The sequence below is a fragment of the Frankia gtarii genome, from assembly GCF_025403375.1.
Lineage (GTDB): Bacteria > Actinomycetota > Actinomycetes > Frankiales > Frankiaceae > Frankia > Frankia gtarii.
This window is the reverse complement of record NZ_JAMPTM010000483.1, coordinates 1-2357: the sequence shown is the minus strand read 5'-3', so window position 1 is coordinate 2357 and position 2357 is coordinate 1. Positions and strand designations below refer to the sequence as shown.

The 2357-nt window shown below is 71.7% G+C and carries 1 protein-coding gene; it reads left to right on the top strand.

Annotation, left to right across the window (positions count from 1 at the left end; genetic code table 11):
* Positions 1 to 1282: 1282 nt before the first annotated feature.
* A partial coding sequence (locus NBZ83_RS31685; RefSeq protein ID WP_261576460.1) for a serine/threonine-protein kinase occupies positions 1283 to 2357 on the top strand: 1075 nt, incomplete at its 3' end.

Genomic DNA, 2357 nt, shown 5'->3' with positions numbered 1-2357 from the left:
GGTGGGGTGCGGGCGTAGCCCAGGGTGGCACTGGTGGGGTGGTCAAGCCCGTGCGGTGGGTTCCCCTTGTGTCGGGTGTCGTTCGGGTGTCGTTTGTACTCCCCACCGCGGTGGGGCCCGGCCACCTGTCGTAGCGCTTTCGGTGCCGTGCTCGGCCGAAGCCCGACACCCGGTGCGGGTCGCGCGCTCGGACCGCCGTAAAACCCGTGGACCTCGTGTTTTACCGCCGGCAAGAGCGTGGCAGCTGAATTCTGCCGGCGGGGAACCGGGGCGTGGTCGGCGTCGGTGATTATTAGTCGCCTCACATTCACCGGAGCCGACCGGGTGGGCGTTCGTCGTTCCCCCGTTGTCATGTTAAGTTTGAGTGCAACTTTGATCTGGGAGGTTTCGTGGCAGAAACGAAGGCCATTCACCGACTGGGTCGGACCGCCTGTGCGGGAATCACCGGTTCGGGCATCCCGGGGGCCGCGAAGGGTCGGAATAGAAGAATCTTCGTCGTGCGCGGCGGCGCCGCCGGCGAGGCCGGTCACGTCCCGTCGCCGGAGGTGCCTGCCACCGTCGAGGAACGGGTTGAACTCGTTGATCGAGTCATTCTCGTGAGGGCTCGGCGGATCGTCCCCGAAAGCTGACGGCGCCCGCGGCGGAGAAGCCCCCGGGGAAGCTCCACCGGCTTCTCCGCCGCGGTAGGGGGCGTTTTCGAGGGAAGGGTCGAGGGGGCCGTCTGGAGAGGCGGCCGGTTGGGGTAACCGATAGGTGGGTGTCCCGGGAGTCGAATGGCCGGGTAGCTGTGGTTCCATCGGTACAGTCCGATTTGTGACACCGCAGCGAACCGTTCCGCCTCCGGGGGCACACCTGCCACCGCTTCCGGTGAAGGCACCGGGGCCTGGTACTGCCCTGCCGGCGCACTTTGTCCATTGCTTTGGCGGCGGCGAGCGGCCGGGCCCAGGCCAGCGCTTTTGGAGCCGGCCGTGCGAACAGCCGGCCCTCCGCTGACGCCACCCGGCATGCCACCGCGGTCGCGAGTTCCGTCATCCGGTGGCGATCCCCGCCACGTCCGGCGGCGGAACTTCCCCGGTGCCCGGAGTCGTCTGATGAGGACATGGGACGCACGGCCGGACCGTCGCACATCCTCACCACAGGTTCCGCGAGCACCGTGGGGTGACACCGGCGGCGGGGCCTTCGGCCCCGATCGGAGGGGGCCGGACTCGGGCGGAGCCTTAGGCGTCCGGCGGGTGGGCTGACGATCGCGGATGGTGGAAAGAACGACGTAAGGAGGGGCGTGGTGCCGCCGAGGCCGCTGCGCTCGGGTGACCCGGAGCGGGTCGCCCGGTTCGCGCTGACCGCGCGGCTCGGCTCCGGCGGGATGGGCATCGTGTACCTCGGCGAGGACGACGACACCGGGCAGTTGGTCGCGCTGAAGGTGATCCGGTCGGACTACGCCGCCGAGCCGGAGTTCCGCTCGCGTTTCCGCCGCGAGATCGAGGCGGCCCGCGCGGTGGGCGGTGCCTGCACCGCCCGGCTGGTCGACGCCGACCCCGACGCCGAGGATCCGTGGATGGCCACCGAGCTCATCCCCGGGCAGAGCCTCGCCGAGACCATCGCCACCCGGGGCGCCATGGACACGCCGGTCGTCGTGGCGCTCGCCGCCGGCCTCGCGGAGGCGCTGAGCGCGATCCACGGTGCCGGCATCGTCCACCGTGATCTCAAACCCGGCAACGTCATCCTCAGCGGCGACGGCCCCAAGGTGATCGACTTCGGGATCGCGGCGGCGGTCGACGCCACGGTCGCGACCCGCACCGGGGTCCTGCTCGGCAGCCCCGGCTACATGGCGCCCGAGCAGGTCACCGGGCACGGCGAGGTCGGCCCCGCGGCCGACATCTTTGCCTGGGGCCTGACCGTGCTCTACGCGGCGACCGGCCGGCCCCCGTTCGGCACCGGCCGCGCCGACGCGCTGCTCTACCGGGTCGTGCACAGCGAGGCCGACACCGATGACGTGCCCGCCGAGCTGCGGTCCGCGGTGATCGCGGCGCTGGTGAAGGAGCCCGCCGAGCGGCCCAGCGCGGATGATCTGCTGCGCGGGCTGATCGGCCCCACCGACGATCCGGCCACGGGAACCCGCCGGCTGCTGCGCGAGGCCTGGAACCCGCCGCCCATCGATCCCATGGCCTTCGTCCACCTGTCCACGTTCACCCCGACGCCCAACTCGTCGCAGGCCGGCGACCGGCTGCGCGACGGCGACTTTCACGACAGCCAGACGCTGGTCGGGCTGCCCTCGCCGCGGCCGGCGGTCAGCTTCGTCACACCGACCCAGCGCACCCCCGAGCCCAGCCGCCCCACGGCCCGCGCGGTCCGGCGCC